The organism is Stenotrophomonas sp. SI-NJAU-1 (genome assembly GCF_020883215.1).
Classification (GTDB): Bacteria; Pseudomonadota; Gammaproteobacteria; order Xanthomonadales; family Xanthomonadaceae; genus Stenotrophomonas; species Stenotrophomonas indicatrix.
Window position 1 is genome coordinate 3,515,658 of sequence record NZ_CP086598.1, and the last position, 15,468, is coordinate 3,531,125.

At 67.4% G+C, this 15,468-nt stretch carries 11 protein-coding genes; 2 read left to right on the forward strand and 9 right to left on the reverse strand.

Going from position 1 to position 15,468, the window contains the following annotated elements; all coding sequences use genetic code 11:
* Nucleotides 1–27 precede the first annotated feature (27 nt).
* Nucleotides 28–1,980 (forward strand): acetyl-CoA hydrolase/transferase C-terminal domain-containing protein, encoded by a 1,953-nt coding sequence (locus LMF57_RS16030; protein ID WP_229290206.1) that lies wholly within the window; start codon nt 28–30, stop codon nt 1,978–1,980.
* Nucleotides 1,981–2,079: 99 nt separating this feature from the next.
* Entirely contained in the window at nt 2,080–2,628 is a 549-nt protein-coding gene (locus LMF57_RS16035) for an NADAR family protein (RefSeq protein WP_229290207.1), read from the forward strand.
* 111 nt (nt 2,629–2,739) lie between these two features.
* On the opposite strand, the gene tkt is transcribed toward LMF57_RS16035, so the two are convergent.
* The 9 genes from tkt to LMF57_RS16080 all read right to left on the reverse strand — a co-directional run bounded on the left by tkt (nt 2,740) and on the right by LMF57_RS16080 (nt 15,455).
* Nucleotides 2,740–4,737 (reverse strand): transketolase, encoded by a 1,998-nt coding sequence (tkt, locus tag LMF57_RS16040; RefSeq protein ID WP_032977193.1) that lies wholly within the window; start codon nt 4,735–4,737, stop codon nt 2,740–2,742.
* Between the two features lie 202 nt (nt 4,738–4,939).
* Entirely contained in the window at nt 4,940–6,274 is a 1,335-nt protein-coding gene (locus LMF57_RS16045; RefSeq protein WP_033831880.1) for a dicarboxylate/amino acid:cation symporter, read from the reverse strand.
* Nucleotides 6,275–6,331: 57 nt separating this feature from the next.
* Nucleotides 6,332–8,032, reverse strand: coding sequence for a BatD family protein (locus LMF57_RS16050; RefSeq protein WP_208082534.1), 1,701 nt, complete (start codon nt 8,030–8,032; stop codon nt 6,332–6,334).
* Nucleotides 8,029–9,900, reverse strand: a complete 1,872-nt coding sequence (locus LMF57_RS16055; RefSeq protein WP_229290208.1) for a tetratricopeptide repeat protein — start codon at nt 9,898–9,900, stop codon at nt 8,029–8,031. Before LMF57_RS16055 ends, LMF57_RS16050 begins: the two co-directional genes overlap by 4 nt.
* Nucleotides 9,897–10,901: a VWA domain-containing protein gene (locus tag LMF57_RS16060; RefSeq protein WP_208082535.1), complete on the reverse strand. Its 1,005-nt coding sequence runs from the start codon at nt 10,899–10,901 to the stop codon at nt 9,897–9,899. Before LMF57_RS16060 ends, LMF57_RS16055 begins: the two co-directional genes overlap by 4 nt.
* Nucleotides 10,898–11,347 carry a DUF4381 domain-containing protein gene (locus LMF57_RS16065; protein ID WP_229290209.1) on the reverse strand — a complete coding sequence of 150 codons (450 nt, stop codon included), beginning with the start codon at nt 11,345–11,347 and terminating at the stop codon, nt 10,898–10,900. Before LMF57_RS16065 ends, LMF57_RS16060 begins: the two co-directional genes overlap by 4 nt.
* Nucleotides 11,344–12,273: a DUF58 domain-containing protein gene (locus LMF57_RS16070; protein WP_208082537.1), complete on the reverse strand. Its 930-nt coding sequence runs from the start codon at nt 12,271–12,273 to the stop codon at nt 11,344–11,346. Before LMF57_RS16070 ends, LMF57_RS16065 begins: the two co-directional genes overlap by 4 nt.
* An 8-nt stretch (nt 12,274–12,281) precedes the next feature.
* Nucleotides 12,282–13,307 (reverse strand): MoxR family ATPase, encoded by a 1,026-nt coding sequence (locus tag LMF57_RS16075; protein ID WP_100436853.1) that lies wholly within the window; start codon nt 13,305–13,307, stop codon nt 12,282–12,284.
* A gap of 177 nt (nt 13,308–13,484) precedes the next feature.
* Nucleotides 13,485–15,455, reverse strand: coding sequence for a type IV pilus secretin PilQ family protein (locus LMF57_RS16080; protein ID WP_208082538.1), 1,971 nt, complete (start codon nt 15,453–15,455; stop codon nt 13,485–13,487).
* Between the last annotated feature and the right edge of the window lie 13 nt (nt 15,456–15,468).

Consider the following 15,468-nt stretch of genomic DNA (forward strand, 5'->3'; position numbering starts at 1 on the left):
GCACTCCCCCAAGCAGGACCGCCCCGGATGACCGAACACCTCACCGACCTCGACGCCGCCGTTGACTGGCTGTTTGCGCGCGTGGATGGGCCGCTGCGGATCGGTGCGCCGCTGGCGCTGGGCAAACCACACCGCCTGCTCAACGCCCTGTATGCGCGCGTCGAACAGGACCCGTCGCGGCCGTTGCAGCTGTATACCGCGCTGTCACTGAACCCGCCGCAGGCAAAGGGCAACGGCCTGGAAGCGCGCTTCCTGGCGCCGTTCGCGGCCCGCCACTTCGGTGAAGACTTCCCGCGCCTGGCCTACGCCGATGCGATCGCCCGCGATGCGCTGCCGGCACACGTGCAGGTGGAAGAATTCTACATGCAGTCCGGTGCCCTGCTCGGTTCGCGGCAGGCGCAATCGAGCTACACCAGCCTCAACTACACCCACGCTGCCGACGCGGTAGCGCAGCGCGCGCCGCAGGTGATCGTGCAGAAAGTGGCGATGCGTCCGGACGACCGGCGCCTTTCGCTGTCGTGCAACAACGACATCACCCAGGACACGCTGGACGCGATGACCGCACGCGGCCTGCCGCGCCCGCTGCTGGTCGCCGAAATCGATCCGCAGCTGCCTTATCTGGGCGGCACGGCCACGGTCGACGTGTCCTTCTTCGATCTGGTCATCACCCCGCCAGCGCCGTATCCGGCGTTGTTCGGCCTGCCACGGCAGCCGGTGGCCGACGCCGACTACGCCATCGGCCTGTACGCCAGCACCCTGGTGCGCGATGGCGGCACGCTGCAGATCGGCATCGGCACCCTGGCCGATGCACTCAGCCATGCATTGGTGCTGCGCCACACCGACAACGCACGCTACCGCCGCGTGTTGAACGCGCTGGATCCGCAACTGGCCAGCCATCCGCTGGTACAGGAGATCGGCGGACTGGACCCGTTCGAGATCGGCCTGTACGGCTGCAGCGAAATGCTCAACGAAGGATTCCGTCGGCTGGTGCAGACCGGTGTGATCAAGCGCAAGGTGCATGACGACCTGGCACTGATGCAGCGCATCGAAAACGGCAGCACGCTGTCCATCGACCATGCCACGCTGGAGGCCGAGGGCGAATACCTGCACGGCGCGTTCTATCTGGGCTCGTCGGAATTCTACGAATGGCTGCGCACCCTGCCCGAGGACGAATGCCGGGCGATCGGCATGCGCCGCATCAGCGAGATCAACCAGCTGTACGGCGGAAACGAAACGCTGGAGCGCCTGCAGCGGCGTCACGCCCGCTTCTTCAATTCCTGCATGATGGCCACCGCGCTTGGCGCGGCGGTATCCGATGCACTGGAGGATGGCCGTGTGGTCTCCGGTGTGGGCGGCCAGTACAACTTCGTGGCGATGGCGCACGCCCTGCCGGAAGCGCGCAGTGTGCTGATGTTCCGCGCTGCCCGTGATGACCGTGGCCAGCGCGAATCCAACGTGCGCTGGAACTACGGGCACACGACCATTCCGCGCCACCTGCGTGACATCTATCTCAACGAGTACGGCATCGCCGACGTGCGTGGCCTGACCGACGACGACTGCGTGCACGCGATGGCGGCCATCACCGAAGCCCCGTTCCAGGGCGCGCTGCTGCAGCAGGCCTTTTCGGCACGCAAGCTGGCCGCCACGGCGCAACCTGATGCGCAGCGGCAGCAGCGCAACACCCCCCAGGCGCTGGCGGCGGCGCTGGCGCCGTTCCGCAACGATGGCACCCTGCCCGATTACCCGTTGGGCAGCGACTTCACCGAGATCGAACAGGTACTGGTGAAGGCACTGGGCTGGCTGAAGGCCAACACACAGACGCGCGGCAGCAAGCTGCGTACCGTGTGGGACGCGCTGTGGCAGCCTGCCGGTGATGGTGACGCGGTGTATCTGCAGCGGATGGAACTGCAGTCGCCCAAGGACTTCGGCGAGCGGCTCAATGCACGGTTGTTGAGGCTGGCCCTGGCGCGCACCGCGTGATCGCGCGGAGGGTAGCGCCGGGCCATGCCCGGCGGACAACGATCAGCGCCAACCAGAGTTGGCACCTACCGCAGTGGCGCGGCGCGCTATCCTGTACCGATGAACGACGATTCCCGTTTCCTGCATGACCTGCAACGCCGCCAAGCCGATGGCGAACACCTGCGTTATCTCTGCTTCTGGGGCCACCAGCCGCCGCGCACCGGCGTGTCGGCTTCGTGTTTCAGCCAGTGGTATGACGCAGGTTTCAGCATCGATGGCGTGCACTACCGCACCGCAGAACACTACATGATGGCCGGCAAAGCGCGACTGTACGGTGACACGAAGATGCTCGACCAGATACTGGCCAGTGCGACGCCGGAGAGCGCCAAGGCACTGGGCCGCAGGATCGAAGGCTTCGACGATGCTCAATGGGCGCAGGCGCGCTATGCGTTGGTGGTGGAAGGCAATCGGGCCAAGTTCTCGCAGAATGCGGCGCTGGGTGATTTCCTGCGCGCCACCGCAGACCAGGTGCTGGTGGAAGCCAGCCCAGTGGATTTCGTCTGGGGAATCGGCCTGGCCAAGGATCACGCCGACGCACACAACCCGGCGCGGTGGCGCGGATTGAATCTGCTGGGGTTTGCGCTGATGGACGTGCGGGACACGATGTAACGCGCGTCCACACGTGGCGTGGATCTACGGGCACGGCGGGCGAAACGTTTCGCCCGGAAAAGAAAAGGCCGGCTTTCGCCGGCCTTTTCCCTATTTCCATTGCAGCGGGACTTACAGCGCCTTGGCTGCTTCCACCACGTGCGCGGTGGTGATGCCGAAGTGCTGGTACAGCTTGTCGGCCGGGGCCGAGGCACCGAAGGTGTCGATACCGATCACTGCACCGTCCAGGCCGACGAACTGGCGCCAGAAGCCGGTAACGCCAGCTTCGATGGCCACGCGCTTGCGCACGGCGTTCGGCAGCACCGATTCGCGGTAGGCCGCATCCTGGCGCAGGAACACATCGGTGGACGGCATCGAGACCACGCGGGTCTTCAGGCCGGCCGCATCCAGCTGCGCCTTCGCTTCGGTCGCCAGCGAGACTTCCGAACCGGTGGCGATCAGGATCACGTCCGGAGTGCCGGCAGCATCGGCCAGCACGTAACCACCGCGCTCGATCTGTGCGATCTGCTCAGCGTCGCGCGGCTGGTGCGGCAGGTTCTGGCGGCTGAACACCAGGCAGCTCGGGCCGTCCTGACGGGTGATCGCCGCCTTCCAGCTCACGGCCGACTCGACGGCATCGCACGGGCGCCACACGTCATTGTTCGGGATGTAGCGCAGCGAGGCCAGATGCTCCACCGGCTGGTGGGTCGGGCCGTCTTCGCCCAGGCCGATCGAGTCGTGGGTGTAGACGTGGATGGCGTGGGCCGGGATCAGCGCGCTCATGCGCACGGCATTGCGGGCGTAATCGCTGAACACCAGGAAGGTGGCGTCGAAGGGGATGAAACCACCGTGCAGGGCCAGGCCATTGGCGATCGCGGTCATGCCGAACTCGCGCACACCGTAGTACACGTAGTTGGCATTGGCATCGTCGGTGGCGACGGACTTGCTGCCCTTCCACAGGGTCAGGTTGGAGTGCGCCAGATCGGCCGAACCGCCCACGATTTCCGGCAGCAGCGGCGCGAACGCCTCGATGGCCAGCTGCGACGCCTTGCGCGACGCAATGGTCTGGCCTTCGGCGGCAACCTGGGCGATGTAGGCGTCGGCCTTGGCGATGAAGTCGGCCGGCAGATCGCCATGCGAGCGACGGGTCAGTTCAGCAGCTTCGGCCGGGTACTGCGCAGCGTACTTGTCGAACTGCTGCTCCCACTCGGCCTGGCGCAGGGTGCCGGTACCGCCGGCACGCCAGCCGGCGTAGATCTCTTCGGGAATCTCGAACGGACCGTAGTTCCAGTCCAGCGCCTTGCGGGTAGCTTCCAGTTCGTCCTTGCCCAGCGGTGCGCCGTGGCTGGATTCCTTGCCGGACTTGTTCGGCGAGCCGAAACCAATGGTGGTGCGGCAGCAGATCAGGGTCGGCTTGCCGTCCTGCGACAGGGCCGCTTCGATACCGGCCTTGATGCTCTCCGGATCGTGGCCATCGACGCCACGGACCACGTTCCAGCCATAGGCCTCGAAACGCTCCGGGGTGTTGTCGGTGAACCAGCCTTCGGTGTTGCCGTCGATGGAGATGTGGTTGTCATCCCAGAAGCAGACCAGCTTGTGCAGGCCCCAGGTGCCGGCCAGCGAGGCGGCTTCGTGGGAAATGCCTTCCATCAGGCAGCCATCGCCCATGAACACCCAGGTGCGGTGGTCGACGATTTCCAGCTCCGGGCGGTTGAAGCGCTGTGCCAGCAGCTTCTCGGCCAAGGCAAAACCGACGGCGTTGGCGAAACCCTGGCCCAGCGGACCGGTGGTGGTCTCCACGCCCGGGGTCTCGTGACGCTCCGGATGGCCAGCGGTGTGGCTGCCCAGCTGGCGGAATGCCTTCAGCTGCTCGATCGGCAGGTCATACCCGCTCAGGTGCAGCAGCGCGTACTGCAGCATCGAGCCGTGGCCGTTGGACAGCACGAAGCGGTCGCGGTTGAACCACTGCGGGTTGTTCGGATTGTGACGGTGGTAGTCGTTCCAGAGGACTTCGGCGATGTCGGCCATGCCCATGGGCATGCCGGGATGGCCGGACTTTGCGGTTTCAACCGCATCGGCGGCGAGGAAGCGGATGGCGTTGGCCAACTGGCGACGGGTAGGCTGCGTCATGGTTCTGTCGGAATCGGGAGGCGGCCGCGGAACTGCGGGCGGCCTATTGTCCCACAGACGCCCGGCAGGGTCAGGTCGGCCAGGGCGGCAGTGCCGGCCGTTGGCCGGCAACGTCGTGATCTGCGCTGGATTCCGCATATGAAGAGGGGTCGGAGCCCCTTCCTGCGGAAAGGGATCCGACCCCGATCAGGTATTGCCTGGGTCAGTTGTCCAGACGGGCCGCGGCGGCAGCGGCCTCGGCCGGAGTGTCCGGCGCTTCGCCCTTGGCCACCAGCGTGGTCAGGGCCAGGTCGCCGGTCACGTTCAGCGCGGTGCGGCACATGTCCAGGAAGTGGTTCACGCCCAGGATCAGGCCGATGCCCAGCGGATTGACCCCGACCATCGCACAGATCATCGCCACCACCGGCAGCGAGCCGGACGGCACACCGGCCGTACCGATACCACCGAGGATGCAGACCGCCATCACCATGACCTGCTGGCCGATGCTCAGGTCGACACCGAAGAACTGGGCCAGGAAGATCACCGTCACGCCCTCGAACAGCGCCGTGCCGTTCTGGTTGGCGGTGGCGCCCACGGTCAGCACGAAGCGCGACACGCGCTGCGGCAGGCCCATCTGGTCGGCAACGCGCAGCGCGGTCGGCAGGGTGGCGTTGCTGGAGGCGGTGGAGAAGGCCATCACCGTGGCCTCCTGGGTCTGGCGGAAGAACGCCAGCGGTGAACGGCCCGACAGCCACACCGCGGTGCCGTAGGTCACCACCATGTGCAGGCCCAGCGCCAGCACCACCACGCCCACGTAGGCACCTAGGCGGATGATCAGATCGAAACCGAACAGCGCGGCCAGATTGAACATGAAGCAGGCCACTGCATACGGCGCCAGGCGGATGACCAGGTTGATCAGGGTCATCGAGATCTCAAACACGCCTTCGATGGCGCGACGCAGCGGGGCGACCTTGGCCTCGTCGGTCAGCACCATGCCGATGCCGAACATCAGCGCGAAGAACATCAGCGACAGGATCGCGCCATTGTCGGAGGCGGCCTGCAGCACGTTGCTCGGCACGATCGACAGCAGCATGTCCATGCCCTTCGGCGTGCCATGGATGCCAGCAACGATTTCCTTGCTGCGCTCGGCGTTCTCCGACAGCATCAGCGCGGCCACCTGCGGGTCGACGCCGGCACCGGGCTTGAGCAGGTTGACCAGCACCAGGCCGATACCCACCGCGATGCCGGACAGCAGCACGGTGTAGGCCAGCGTCTTCCAGCCGATGCGGCCAAGGGCGCGGATGTCGCCCATCTCCGACACGCCCATGATCAGCGCCGAGAAGATCAGCGGCACGATCAGCATGAAGATCAGGTTGAGGAACAGGCCCGACGCCGGGGTGGTGACGTAGTCCATTACCCACTTGGCACCGGTCTGCAGGCCGTCGACGCTGCCGCCCAGGGCATGCACGATCAGTCCCAGGACCAGGCCGATCGCAAAGCCGATGCCCATCTTCCAATGCAGGGGCAACTTCTTCTTGTCGGCAGCAGCTGCTGTCATGCGCGGGATTCCTCGAAAAATGAATCTACTCTAACAAAGCGCGCAAGCCGCGCCGGTTCAGGGTTGCCGCGGTGGATACAGCGGCGGCAGCCCAGTGTCGACGGCGCCGGTGGCGGCCGACCAGTGCGGTCCGTCACGGAAGGTTTCGCGCAGGCGGGCCCGCAGCGCGCTGACATCCCCCATCCCGCCCCAGCGCGCCTGCTGCAACGCCTGCAGGGTCTGCCGCTGGGCCGGATCGGCCAGGCGCTCGATCACCTGTTCCAGGCGTTCCACGCCGGCCATCGAACACAGCAGCGCCTCTACCTGGTCGAAGCCCTCGCCATCGATGGCCCGGCGCAGCTCGGCCACGCTGGCGCGCGACGGCGCCGCAGGAGCAATGGGCCCTGGCCGGGGAACCGAGCGGTCATGGGTGACTGCACGACGACCACGTCGCCATCCCCAGGCCAAGGTCAACAGCCACAGCAGCGCCAGAGCTGCGGCGGCGGCCATCCACGGCCACGGCCGGGTACCTGCTGCGGTGGGTGCGAGAGAGGATGCAGCGGCGGGCGCGGCGTCTTCCGGCAGCGCGGCATCGGTATCGATCGGTTGTGCCACCGCCGCGCCGGCCCGGCCTGCGGCCACGGCCAGTTCCAGATCCGGCAGGCTGGCCTGCTGGGCACTGCCACTGTCCACGTTCCACCAGGCCACGCGCGGCCCCGGCACACGCAGGGATCCAACCTGCCGCGGCACGATCGAGTAGCGACGGGTGATCTTCAGGCGAGGCGTGCTGCCGTTGAAGGTCTCCTCGTACTGGGCAGGTTCGGCGAACACCTGTGCGGCGTCGCCGAGGTCGGGCACGGGCAGATCGGTGAACTGGGCCCGGGTAGCACCGTTGGCGATCGCTTCGACCATCACGGTGGCCGCTTCGCCCGTGCGCGCACTGCTGGGTGCGGTGGTATAGCGCAGCTGCAGGCTGTGCAGTGGCAACCAGGGTTGCACCGCCTGCGCCGGTTGCGCCTGCACCTGCAACGTGCGCTCGGCACCGACGGCATTCATGCGGCCATCGCCACCGCTTCCGAAGAAGTCATCGAAGAAGCCACCTGCACTGCGGCCGGTGAAGCGCGCACCCGGCAGGCGCAACGCCCCGCTGCGCTCGGGGATCAGCAGGAAGCGACGTTCGACCACGTTGTAGCGACGCCCGTTGACCTGGCGCACCTCGGTGCGATCCTCGCCCACCCGCTGCAGCGAAGCGCCGCTGGGGGTGTCCAGCACCAGTTCGCCCGACGCCAGCTGCGAGGCGAAGTACAGCTTGACCACCACGCCCACACTCTGCTGCACGTAGGGCGTCGGGTCATCCACCTCTATTTCGATGAAGGCGGTGGCATTGCTCTGCGGTGTGGCCACTACGGCATCACTTACCTGCAGCACCAAGGGCATCGTGCGTGCACTGCCCACCTGCAACGAGGGAACCTGCAGCGTACCGGTACGGCGCGGCGTCAACGCAACCGTGTAGAGGTTGCGCTGCTGGACGCCGCCATTGCTCCACTGCACCTGGCGGTTGCTGCTCTGTGCGCTGAGCACGAAATCGGCATTCAACGGTGCATAGTCAGGCGCGCCCTGGTCGGTCTCGATGTGCAGGGTGACGGCGTCACCGGCGGCGATGCTGTCCTGCTCCAGCCAGGCGCGCGTCTGCGCCATGGCCACCATCGGCAGCCACAGCAGCAGCATCGCCAGCACAGGCAGAGGCCACCGGAATTGCCTGCTCGCCATGCCTGTCATCGCCCTTCCCTCTTTCTACGTTCGTTTTCCAACTGGAACTTGGCCCGCAGCAGTGCCCCCGGATCATCCGGCACGCGCCGCATCCACGCCTCCACGGCCTGCTGCTCCTCGCGCTGTTGCGGTGTGCCGCCATCGCCGCGCACTGCTGTCTTGCCGGCTTCGCCGGCGCGCGCCTGCTGCAGGGCCTGCTGCATGCGCTGGCGCTGCTGGGCATCGGCCTGCGCCTGGGCCTGAGCGTCGGCTGCCTGCGGCTGCTGCTTCGCCCCCGGCTGGCCGGCCCCTGCGGACGCCGGATTCTGCTGGCCCTTCTGCCCCTGCTGTTGCTGCTGGCCTTGCTGGCCCTGTTGCGGATTCTGCGTGCCTTGTTGCTGCTGGCCTTGCTGGCCTTGCTGGCCTTGCTGGCCTTGCTGGCCCTGCTGCTGATTCTGCTGACCTTGCTGGCCTTGCTGATTCTGCTGCTGTCCCCGCTGCGGCTTCTGCTGCCCCTTGCCCTGCCCCTGGCTGTTGTTCGACGACGACTTGCGCTTTCGCGCCGCGTCGACCACCGCCCGGTTGGCGACGGCGTCGGCCATCTGCGGGTGGCGCGCCAGTGCCTTGTCGTAGGCGGCGATGGCACCGTCGTAGTCGCCCTGGCGGGCAAGCACGTTGCCGAGGTTGTACCAGCCCGCATCGCTGTCGATGCCTTCGAACTGCTTGCGGGCCGTGGCGAAATCACCTTGACGGTACGCCTGCACACCCTCGGCCAGGCGTGCATGCTCACGCTGGTCGGCACGTTCCCACATCGTGCCCGCGGCCGGCGTAGCTGTGGGCGCGCGCGGCTGTGCCTGCAACTGCCCGCTCAAGGGCAGAAGACCCACGGCCAGCACCGCCGCCAGCACCGCGCGGCGGCGGAACGCCAGCAGTGCCAGCAGCATCACCGGCGGCAACAACCAATAGCCTTCGTCCTGCCACTGCCGGGCCTGCCCGGGCCGCTGCAACGCACCGCCGTCGCTGGCATCAAGTACGTCCAATGCCTTCAGGTCGCGATCATCGCTGACGATGCGCTGGTAACGCCCGCCGCCTGCGGTGGCGACGGCGCGCAGGCTGGTTTCATCCAGCGCGGCCTGTGCGATCTGGCCTTGACCATCGCGATAAGCGGCGCCAGATGGCGTGCCCAGGCCCAGCACCGACACCTGCAGGCCGAGGCCACGCGCCTGTGTTGCGGCAAGCGCCGCTTCGCTGTCCGCCTGGTCGCTGACCAGCAGGATCTGGCCGCGCACGGCACCCGTCTGCCGCAGCAAGCGGACCGCCCAGTCGATGCCACGGTCGGCGCGCTGGCCATCACGCGGCATCACCTCCGGCGCCAGCGCATCCAGGTACAGCGCGACATTAGCCGCGTCGTCAGTCAACGGCGCCACGGTATAGGCGTCATCGGCATACACCACCAGACCCACCTGGCCGCCTTGACGGGCGCGCAGCAGCGCACCGATCTTTGCCCGCGCCTGCAGCAGGCGCGAGGGTGGCAGGTCGGTCGCGGTGATGCGGCTGGAGAGATCCAGCACCACCACCAACGGCGCACTGGCCTGATAGATCGGCTGCGCCTGCTGCCGCCAGCTGGGGCCAGCCATCGCCAGTGCCGCCAGGGTCCAGCCCAGCAGCAACGCCCATGGCAGGCGCGTGCGTCGCTTGCCCTCGCCCGCCAGCAGGTGCGACAGCAGATGGGCGTCGACCGCCTGCCGCCACGCGTCGCTACGCCGTTGCCGGTAGATGGACACCGCGACGATCAACGGCAGTGCCACCAGCAACCACAATCCGTCCGGCCGCAGGAAATGCAGTGCGCTCCAATCGAACGCGCTCCAGTCCGGCATTTTCAGCAACGTGGCGCTCATCGGCGACGTCCCGGCCAGGCCCACGCCAACGCGCCCAGCAGCAAGGCGACCGCCAGTGGCCACGCGTAGCGCTCGTTGCGCGGACGCAGTGCCGGTCCCTTCGCGGCGATCGGCTCCAGCCTGTCCAGTTCGGCATAGATGCCGGCCAGCTGGTCGGTATCACGCGCACGGAAGAAGCGGCCGCCGGTCATCTCGGCGATCCTGCGCAACGTTGCCTCATCCACCGGATCGCGGTCGGCGGCCACGGGAATGCCGAAGAACCGGGCACCGCCGTCGCTGCCAAACGCCACGGTGTGCACGCGGACACCTTCGGCGCGCGCCAGCTCGGCCGCGCGCAGGGGTTCCAGCACGCCGGCGTTGCTGACGCCGTCGGTCAGCAGGATCAGTACACGCTGCCCTTCGGGCTGGTCGCGCAGGCGTTTGACCGCCAGCGCGATGGCATCGCCAATGGCCGTCTCGCGCCCGGCAAGGCCAACCACGCTGTCGCGTAGTTGATCGCGCACGCTGGACAGATCCGCGGTCAACGGCGTGAGTGTGTAGGCGCGATCGCCGAATACCAGTAGACCGACGCGGTCGCCGGCACGACGGTCGAGGAAATCAGCGAGCACCGCCTTGGCGGCGGTCAGGCGCTCCACTGCCTGCGCACCGAGCACCATGTCCGGCTCGCTCATGCTGCCGGACACGTCCATTGCCAGCATCATCTGCCGGCCCTCCTGCGGCGGAGTGATCGCCTCACCCAGCTGCTGCGGGCGAGCCATCGCCAGGCACAGCGCCAGCCAGCCCAGCCACAGCAAGCCACTGCGCAGCCAGGAAATCCCGACACGACCACCGCCCGCCAGTGCTTCCAGTTCGGCAGCAGCGTAAGGCACACGCAGCGCAGCGCCCGGATCGGTACGCCGCTTCCACGCGTACATCAGGATCGGCAACGGCAATGCCAGCAGTGCCAGCGGCCACGCCAGCTGCAGATCCGGCCAGGGCCAGTAAGCTGCCAGCGCGCTCATCGGCGGCGCTCCTGCAGCAAGGCCAGGTAGCGCGCCCGTGCCCAAGCGCGCACGTCAGCCACCGCAGCGGCATCCACGTGTGGACGATAGGCACCCTCGGCCAGCAGGTTGCGCTGCGCCAGTGGCAGGGTGTCCTTGGGATCTACGTACTGCCACCACGCGTCATCGCGTAGTGCCTCGGTGCCCGGTCGCGCCTGACGCGCCGCACGCCGCAGCAGGCTGGCGATGGCCGCCAGTTCCGACGGCGCGCCGTTCACTGCCGCAATGTCCTGATCGAACACGCGCATCCACTGCTGGCGGCGACGGCGACGACGCCATGCCACCGCAGCAACAATGGCCAGCATCAGCAGAACCAATGCGATCAGCATCAACCAGCCAGGCGCCGGTGGCCACCACGTTGGCGAGGGCGGCAACTGCACATCACGCAGTGGCAGGGAGGTACTCATGCCGGCACCTCCGTTGGTGCCGGCGCCAGCCAGGCATCGCTTGCCGCATCGGTGGACAGCACCTGCACATCGACGCGACGCGCGGCAAGCTGGCGGCGCAGCTGCTGCAGCGGTTCAACGAAATGCGCCTGCCAGTGCGCCTGCACATCGCTGCGGCGCAGGTCCAGGCCGATGCGCTGCTGCGCGGCGAGAAACTGCAGGGGCGCCGTTGGCGGCTGCAACTCCAGCGGATCAACCAGCAGCAGCAGACTCAGGTCATGGTGCTGGGCCAATGCGCTCCAGCGCGCCGACGGAATCCGGATCGCCTGCTGCGGATCGGCCAGTACCAGCATCCGCGCGCCGGGGCGCAGCACCCGCCCGGCATGGTCCAGCGCGCGCTCCAGGCCAAGGTCATCGGCCGGTGGCTGCGCGTACCAGCGCGTGAGTGCATCGAGTACACGCAGTACGCCGCGCGTGCCACCGGCCGGCGCGATCGGTGCTTCGCGATCACTGCCGCGCAGTGCACCGATGCGGTCGCCGCGCCGCTGCGCGGACCATGCCGCAACGGCGCCGGCGCGTGCCGCCTGCACCGACTTGAAGCGCACGCGGGTACCGAAGTACAGCGCAGGTGAAGTATCGGCAACGATCAGGGTGACCCGTTCGCGTTCTGCCTGGAACAGTTTGGTGTGCGTGCGACCGGTGCGCGCGGTGACGCGCCAGTCGATATGGCGCGCGTCGTCGCCCGCCACGTAGTCGCGCGATTCTGCGTATTCCATGCCGCGTCCGCGCAGCGGCGAAGGCGCTTGCCCGGCGCTGCCCGCGCGCCCTCGACGCGGCGGCGGCGGACGCTGTGCCAGGCGGCGCAATGCCACCAGCTCAACCAGCTGCGGTCGCAGGCCATCGCCTTCGCTGGCACCCGAAGCAGGTACGTGGGTCGTGCCGGTCATGCGCGCACTCAGGGTGCCGGTACCCGGGCCAGCAGCTCCTGCACCAGGCGCTCACCATCCCAGCCTTCGGCGATGGCTTCATAGCTGGGCAGTACCCGGTGGCGCAGCACATCGGCCGCCACGGCACGCACGTCGTCGGGAGTGACGAAATCACGCCCGGCCAACCACGCCCGCGCCCGTGCGCACCGCTCCAGCGCGATGGAGCCACGCGGGCTTGCGCCCCACGCGATGCGGCGCGCCAGCGAGGCGTCGTAGCGCGAGGGGTCGCGCGAGGCCAGCACCAGCTCGATCAGATAGCGCTCCAGCGCGGGAGCCATGTGCAGCTCCAGCACCTCGCGGCGCGCATCGAAGACATCCTGCATCGGCAGTTTTTCCGGCGTCGCTGCGGCCTCGCCAAGCGCGCCGCGGGCGCGCTCGCGGGCCAGCCGCAGGATCTCCGACTCGGCCGCCTGGTCCGGATAACCAATGCGTACGTGCATCAGGAAACGATCCAGCTGCGCTTCCGGCAGCGGGAAGGTGCCTTCCTGCTCGATGGGATTCTGCGTGGCCATCACCAGGAACAGCGACGGCAGCGCATAGGTGTGGCGACCGACGGTGACCTGGCGCTCGCCCATCGCTTCCAGCAGCGCGGACTGCACTTTGGCCGGCGCACGATTGATTTCATCGGCCAGCAGGATCGGGTGGAAGATCGGCCCCGGCACGAACTCGAAACGGCCTTCCTGCGGGCGCCAGATCTCGGTACCGGTCAGGTCCGAAGGCAGCAGATCCGGAGTGAACTGCACACGTGCGAAGTCTGCTTCCAGCCGCGCCGCCAAGGCCCGGATGGCCGTGGTCTTGGCCAGGCCCGGGGCCCCTTCCACCAGCAGGTGGCCATCGGCCAGCAAGGCAATGAGCAGGCGTTCGACCAGCGCCGCCTGGCCGACGATCTCGGCCGACAGTGCATCACGCAGATCGCTGAAGGCCGCATGCAGGCGCGAGGTAGTGGGGGCAGGCGGCGGAGAGATGGATTCGGGCATCGGCGGAGGCAGGTTCATGGGGGCCTTTGACCGGCGCGGGATGGCTCGGGTTCCCCACATCATCGCAGGCCGTCCGGCTGCTGGCATCAAGAACGGCTGAACAGCCTCCACGCATGACCGATCAACCGGGCCTCCCGCGCAAACGACGCGGGGCCGCACGTGGCGGCCCCGGTCGGATACAGCAGAAGCGATGCCTCAGTTCTGGCGGGCCACGCGCAGGACCTTCGGGGTCACGAACACCAGCAGTTCGGCCTTGTCCTTGTTGCGGCCACGCTTCTTGAACAAGTTGCCCAGGAACGGCACGTCGCCCAGGAACGGCACCTTGCTGACACTGTTGCGGTCGGTGAATTCATACACGCCACCGATCACCACCGTCTGGCCATCTTCCACCAGCACGGCGGTATTGACCTCGCGGCGGTTGATGGACGGCACGGTACCGTAGCCCTGCAGCTGGATCAGCTGATCGACCTCGTCCTTCTTCACCGCCATGTTGAGGAACACGCGGTTGTCGTTGGTGATGGTCGGGGTGACCTTCAGTTCCAGCACCACTTCCTTGAACTGGACATTCGGGGTCTGTGCGCCACCTGCTGCGCCGCCACCACTGATGGTGACATAGCCGATTTCCTTGCCCTGCTTGATCAGCGCTTCACGCTGGTTGGTGGTCACCACGCGCGGGTTGGAAATCACTTCACCACGCGACTCTTCCTGCATGGCGGACAATTCCACATCAAGCAGATAGCCGGCGTTGAGGATCGACAGTGCCAGCGAACCCGGGTTGCTGGCCGCTGCCACCGGCAGGTTCCAGTTCAGGCCACGGGTGATGGTGGGACCCACCGGTACCGGCGCCGGCCCCGTCCTGCCACCGGCCACCCATTGGTTGAACGCAGTCTGGTTGGCAATGGAGGTGCTTACTTCCGAATCGCGGTTCTTCGCATTGGAGTCCAGGTCGCCGCTGAAGTACACATTGTCACGGCTGCCACTGATGCCGAACTTGGCCCCCAGCTCGCGCGCGAACGTGTCGGTGGCGATGACGATGCGCGCTTCGATCAAGACCTGGTCGACCGGGCGGTCGATCACGTTGATCAACTCGCGCATGCGCGCGATCTTCTTCGGAATGTCGCTGATCATCAGCGTGTTGGTACGCTCGTCGGCGACGATGCGGCCGCGTGCCGACAGGAATCCGCTTTCTTCCTGCGAGCTTCCACCGCCACCACCACCACCGCCGCCACCGCCGATACCCTTGGCCTCGGTCAGCGCTTTGAAGATCTGCGTGGCACTGTGGTAGTTGATCTGGACGTAGTCGGTCACCAGGTCTTCGCGGTTCTCGATGGCGATGCGCGCGTCTTCCTTCTCCTGCTCGAACTTGGCCAGCTCGGACTGCGGCGCAACCCACACCACGCTGCCGTCACGACGCTTGTCCAGGCCCTTGGCACGCAGCACGATATCCAGTGCCTGGTCCCACGGCACGTTGACCAGACGCAGGGTCACATTGCCCTGCACCGAGTCGGAGGCCACCACGTTCAGATTCGACTCTTCGGCGATCAACTGCAGCACGGTGCGCACCGGCACGTCCTGGAAGTTGAAGGTCACCGGCTTGCCGGCGTAGCCGCGCTGCGGCACACCCTTGGCAGCCTGGGTCACGCTGCCGGCAGTGACTGCGCCAACGGCGGCCTGGGCCTGCCGCGGGCTGATCTCCACCACATACTCGTTGCCACTCTGGTAGGCCAGCGACTCGACCGGACCGCCCGTGCTCAGCACCAGCTGGGTGCCGGCCCCGGACGGCTTGGCGTCGATGCGCTGCACCGGGGTGGCGAAGTCGGTGACGTTCATCGGCTTCTGCAGGTTGGCCGGCAGGCGTGCGTTGCCGACATCGACAACCACGCTGTTGCCTTGGCTGCGCAGGTCGGGCATGGCGCCCTGGCCATCGAACTGCAGGATCAGGCGGCCCGCGCCGTCATCGCCACGCTTGAAATCGATGCGTGCGACCGACAGGCCTGCCGGTGCAGCGGCCGGCGTGGCCGCCAGCGCCGTGCCGGCCGGCTTTTCCGACGGTGCGGCGGCCAGCGCCGGAGCGCAGGCCAGCATCAACGCGACTCCCAGCGCGCTGATGCGGTTCAAGGTAGAGCGCCGGATGGGACGCAGCCCCTTGGCTTGGTGAAAGGTCATCGTGCTATCCCCA

What these genes read in the sequence shown, in the direction of transcription:
- LMF57_RS16070 (WP_208082537.1), bottom strand. Translation starts at nt 12,273, where the DNA reads ATGACCGGCACGACCCACGTACCTGCTTCGGGTGCCAGCGAAGGCGAT.
- LMF57_RS16055 (WP_229290208.1), bottom strand. Translation starts at nt 9,900, where the DNA reads ATGAGCGCCACGTTGCTGAAAATGCCGGACTGGAGCGCGTTCGATTGG.
- LMF57_RS16045 (WP_033831880.1), bottom strand. Translation starts at nt 6,274, where the DNA reads ATGACAGCAGCTGCTGCCGACAAGAAGAAGTTGCCCCTGCATTGGAAG.
- LMF57_RS16035 (WP_229290207.1), top strand. Translation starts at nt 2,080, where the DNA reads ATGAACGACGATTCCCGTTTCCTGCATGACCTGCAACGCCGCCAAGCC.
- tkt (WP_032977193.1), bottom strand. Translation starts at nt 4,737, where the DNA reads ATGACGCAGCCTACCCGTCGCCAGTTGGCCAACGCCATCCGCTTCCTC.
- LMF57_RS16050 (WP_208082534.1), bottom strand. Translation starts at nt 8,032, where the DNA reads ATGACAGGCATGGCGAGCAGGCAATTCCGGTGGCCTCTGCCTGTGCTG.
- LMF57_RS16075 (WP_100436853.1), bottom strand. Translation starts at nt 13,307, where the DNA reads ATGAACCTGCCTCCGCCGATGCCCGAATCCATCTCTCCGCCGCCTGCC.
- LMF57_RS16060 (WP_208082535.1), bottom strand. Translation starts at nt 10,901, where the DNA reads ATGAGCGCGCTGGCAGCTTACTGGCCCTGGCCGGATCTGCAGCTGGCG.
- LMF57_RS16030 (WP_229290206.1), top strand. Translation starts at nt 28, where the DNA reads ATGACCGAACACCTCACCGACCTCGACGCCGCCGTTGACTGGCTGTTT.
- LMF57_RS16080 (WP_208082538.1), bottom strand. Translation starts at nt 15,455, where the DNA reads ATGACCTTTCACCAAGCCAAGGGGCTGCGTCCCATCCGGCGCTCTACC.
- LMF57_RS16065 (WP_229290209.1), bottom strand. Translation starts at nt 11,347, where the DNA reads ATGAGTACCTCCCTGCCACTGCGTGATGTGCAGTTGCCGCCCTCGCCA.